We start from the raw sequence: 4,117 nt of genomic DNA, 5'->3' as shown, positions 1-4,117 counted from the left end.
TGACTGTTGACTGTTGACTGTTGGCTGTTGTTATTAGTTATTAGTTATTAGTTATTGGTAGCAGATAACAACTAACAACTGACTGTTGACTGTTGACTGTTGGCTGTTGTTATTAGTTATTAGTTATTAGTTATTGGTAGCAGATAACAACTAACAACTAACAACTAACAACTGACTGTTGACTGTTGGCTGTTGGCTGTTGGCTGTTGGCTGTTGGCTGTTGGCTGTTGGCTGTTGGCTGTTGTTATTAGTTATTAGTTATTGGTAGCAGATAACAACTAACAACTAACAACTGACTGTTGACTGTTGGCTGTTGACTGTTGGCTGTTGGCTGTTGGCTGTTGTTATTAGTTATTAGTTATTCGTAGCAGATAACAACTAACAACTAACAACTAACAACTAACAACTAACAACTGACAACTAACAACTAACAACTAACAACTAACAAGTAACAACTAACAACTGACTAATTAATCTAAGAAGCCCATTAATGCCGAGCTATCGTCAATTTCGTTTGAAGCAATTGGCCGGTTTCCTCCCATTGTGGAGTAAACTTCATCAATGTGCAGAGTGCTGACACCAATAGGGCGGGCACCGGACATACTGAACATTTCGCTGACTTGCATGGCGCTAGAGCCGATCGGGCGGTTGCCCATTGTCGCCACCACTTCCAAGTCGCTGGATTCCACCGGGCGATTGCCTACAATGCCGTAGGTTTCGCTGAGGTGCAGGGTGCTAATGCCGATCGGGCGGTTCCCCGAAATCGAGACGGTCTCGCTGATGGTAAAATCGTCTGGGCCGACGGGGCGGTTGTCATGCATGAGTTGCGGCCGATAAAGTTGAATTCCTGTTGCTTTGGCATCCGTGGGTGGTGTCGGTTCGCTTTTGGAACTGCCTTTGCCGCGGCGGGCGATCGCTTTGCCTTTGCCTGTACCTGTGTTGCTGGTATCCATAATTCTTTTCCTCGCTGATTGCTGTTGATTGCTGGGTTCGGACAACTGCTTTTCTGGGCTTTCTGCTTTCTATTTCGGCCGATGATTAAAATAATATTACAAAGTCTAACTATTTTCTGAACCAATTGCAGAATCCCTGCATTTTTGTTAAGATTTATGGGTAATAGCTACATTTTCCTATGGTAACTGCGGCAGCATCTTTTCAATTGCAAGCGCCCTTCCAGCCCACAGGCGACCAACCGCTAGCGATCGCCCAACTCGTCAAAGGCATCGAAGCGGGCGATCGATTTCAAACCTTACTCGGCGCTACAGGTACGGGCAAAACCTTCTCCATTGCCTCGGTTATTGAAAAAATCGGCAGACCCACCTTAGTCTTAGCACACAACAAAACCCTAGCAGCTCAACTGTGCAACGAACTGCGAAATTTTTTCCCGAACAATGCAGTCGAATACTTTGTCAGTTATTACGACTACTACCAACCTGAAGCATACATCGCCGTCACCGATACTTTCATTGAGAAAACGGCAGCAATTAACGACGAGATCGATATGCTGCGGCACTCCGCCACGCGATCGCTCTTTGAACGCCGCGACGTAATTGTAGTTGCTTCAATTAGCTGCATCTACGGTTTGGGAATGCCCGCAGAATACCTGAAAGCTGCTATTCCTTTGCAAGTAGGAATGGAAGTCAACCAGCGGAAAGTTTTGCGCGATTTAGTCAACGTCCAATACAGCCGCAACGATATAGATTTAGGCAGAGGCAAATTTCGCGTCAAAGGCGATGTTTTGGAAATTGGCCCCGCTTACGAAGATAGAATTATTCGCGTTGAATTCTTCGGCGACGAAATCGATGCCATTCGCTACGTTGACCCCGTAACCGGTAAAATTATGGCAAGTACAACTGCTTTAAATATTTATCCGGCCCGCCACTTTGTGACGGCAGAAGATAAATTAGAGGCAGCTTGTCAAGGAATAGAACTCGAATTAGAAGACCGACTGGCAGAATTTGAAAAAGAGGGTAAACTATTAGAAGCTCAGCGAATAGAACAGCGCACCCGCTACGATTTGGAAATGCTGCGCGAGGTAGGTTACTGCAACGGAGTAGAGAATTATTCGCGGCATTTAGCAGGGAGAAATGCCGGGGAACCGCCAGAATGTTTGATTGATTATTTCCCGAAAGATTGGATGTTGGTGATAGATGAATCTCACGTGACAGTGCCGCAAATTCGGGGAATGTACAACGGCGACCAAGCGCGGAAAAAAGTATTGATCGAACACGGTTTTCGCTTGCCCAGCGCTGCTGATAACCGCCCTTTAAAAGCCGAGGAATTCTGGGCAAAAGAGAATCAGTGCATTTTTGTTTCTGCGACGCCTGGGGATTGGGAAATGGAAATATCGGAAGGCAGAGTTGCCGAGCAAGTAATTCGCCCTACCGGAGTAGTAGATCCGACTATTTTCGTGCGCCCGACGGAAGGACAAATTGACGATTTGTTGGGGGAAATTAAGGAGAGAGTAAGTCGGGACGAGCGAGTTTTGGTGACGACTTTAACCAAGCGGATGGCAGAAGATTTAACCGAATATTTGCAGGAAAGGGCGATTAGAGTTCGGTATTTGCACTCGGAAATTCAGTCTATTCAACGCATCGAAATTATCCAAGATTTGCAGGATGGTAAGTTTGATGTATTGATTGGTGTTAACTTGCTGCGGGAAGGTTTGGATTTGCCGGAAGTTTCGCTGGTGGTAATTTTGGATGCGGATAAAGAGGGGTTTTTGCGATCGGGACGTTCGTTGATTCAAACGATTGGAAGGGCGGCGCGGCACGTTCAGGGACAGGCGATTTTGTACGCGGATAATTTGACTGACAGTATGGTTAAGGCGATCGACGAAACCGATCGACGCCGGGGGATTCAGCTAGCGTACAATAAGATGCACGGGATTACGCCGCAGCCGATCGCGAAAAAGCGATCGAGTAATGCGATTTTGGCATTTTTAGACGTGTCGCGCAAGCTGAATTCTCAGCAGTTGGAGGAGGTTTACGAACAGGTAAACGAGTTATCTTTGGATGAGATTCCTCAGTTAATCGGGCGGTTGGAAGCGCAGATGAAGGCGGCGGCGAAGAAGTTGGAGTTTGAGGAGGCGGGTAAATTGCGCGATCGGATTAAGCATTTGCGGGATAAGCTATTGGGACAATAAGGAAGAGTGGGAGGATATGATGTTCGATCGCATTACCTTCGATCCAAAACAACGGAGGACACGGCAGTGCCGTTTCCCTACCCGAAAATAATCAATCTTCCTCAATCAGAGATGTAACTGTTAGAGTCGATAGGGGCATCTCTACCCCTACCTCTCCTTCAATTAGAGTCGATGCCTGTGTTACCACAGGACACCTCTCCTTCAGAACGCGGACGTGCAGCTTTCACTGCATCCTGCTCCCATTGGTCACAAGTTAAGGCAAAGTAATGTTTGTCAATGAGATAATATACTTAGTTAGGGCTTGCTGAATAAGCCTAAAACCCTTACCTGAAAAGACTTTGACTCGCGAGCGGCGCGGATAAAGTGTAAGACTATGAGCTAAAATTAGTCAAAAGCCATGCAGAGTATCACTTTCGTTCATGTACCGAAAACTTGACTAGGGCCCCAAAAGCACCGTCCAACTTTGACCTTAACGGACAGGGACAATTATCAGAGAATAATCGTTGGGTAATCATGGCAAAAATAATTCCGTGGTCAGAATTTGAAGTAGAATATGCCAAAAATTTCACCTGTTCAACGGGAGCGCCCGCCAAATCGTTTCGTATGGCCTTGGGGGCATTAATAATCAAAGAAAGATTAGTAACTAGCGACGCCGAAACAGTAGAACAAATAAGAGAAAACCCATACCTACAATACTTCCTAGGTCTGAGTGGTTATAGTAATGAAGCACCATTCGACTCATCCATGTTCGTTTATTTTCGGCAAAGAATAGGTGTCAACCCGAGGCAATAAAATCAATGAAAAAATGGTAAAAAACCAGACCCAAGTGCAAGGAGAGGAAGTAGAAAAAAAGTCATCAGACCTAAGTGAGCCTAAGAATCAAGGAAAATTAATAGTAAGGATTCAGGTCATGTGAAAAGCAGTAAAACCTATACGGTGTAACCATTTGATCGAATAATCATCAAATATACA

Annotated in this window: 2 protein-coding genes and 1 pseudogene; 2 read left to right on the top strand and 1 reads right to left on the bottom strand. The window is 45.5% G+C overall.

What is annotated here, in order from left to right:
• Positions 1–470: 470 nt before the first annotated feature.
• A complete protein-coding gene (locus QUA56_RS25265) occupies positions 471–953 on the bottom strand; it encodes a hypothetical protein (RefSeq protein WP_333363342.1) in 483 nt (160 codons plus the stop codon).
• A gap of 179 nt (positions 954–1,132) precedes the next feature.
• Between QUA56_RS25265 and uvrB the strand changes: the two genes are divergently transcribed.
• Both uvrB and QUA56_RS25255 read left to right on the top strand, forming a co-directional pair.
• Positions 1,133–3,145: an excinuclease ABC subunit UvrB gene (gene uvrB / locus QUA56_RS25260; protein ID WP_333363340.1), complete on the top strand. Its 2,013-nt coding sequence runs from the start codon at positions 1,133–1,135 to the stop codon at positions 3,143–3,145.
• A gap of 419 nt (positions 3,146–3,564) precedes the next feature.
• Positions 3,565–4,043, top strand: a pseudogene (locus QUA56_RS25255) (transposase); the annotation flags it as partial.
• Between the last annotated feature and the right edge of the window lie 74 nt (positions 4,044–4,117).

The sequence above is a fragment of the Microcoleus sp. N3A4 genome, from assembly GCF_036701805.1.
In the GTDB taxonomy this organism is placed as follows: Bacteria; Cyanobacteriota; Cyanobacteriia; order Cyanobacteriales; family Microcoleaceae; genus Microcoleus.
This window is presented reverse-complemented; position numbering and strand designations above follow the sequence as displayed.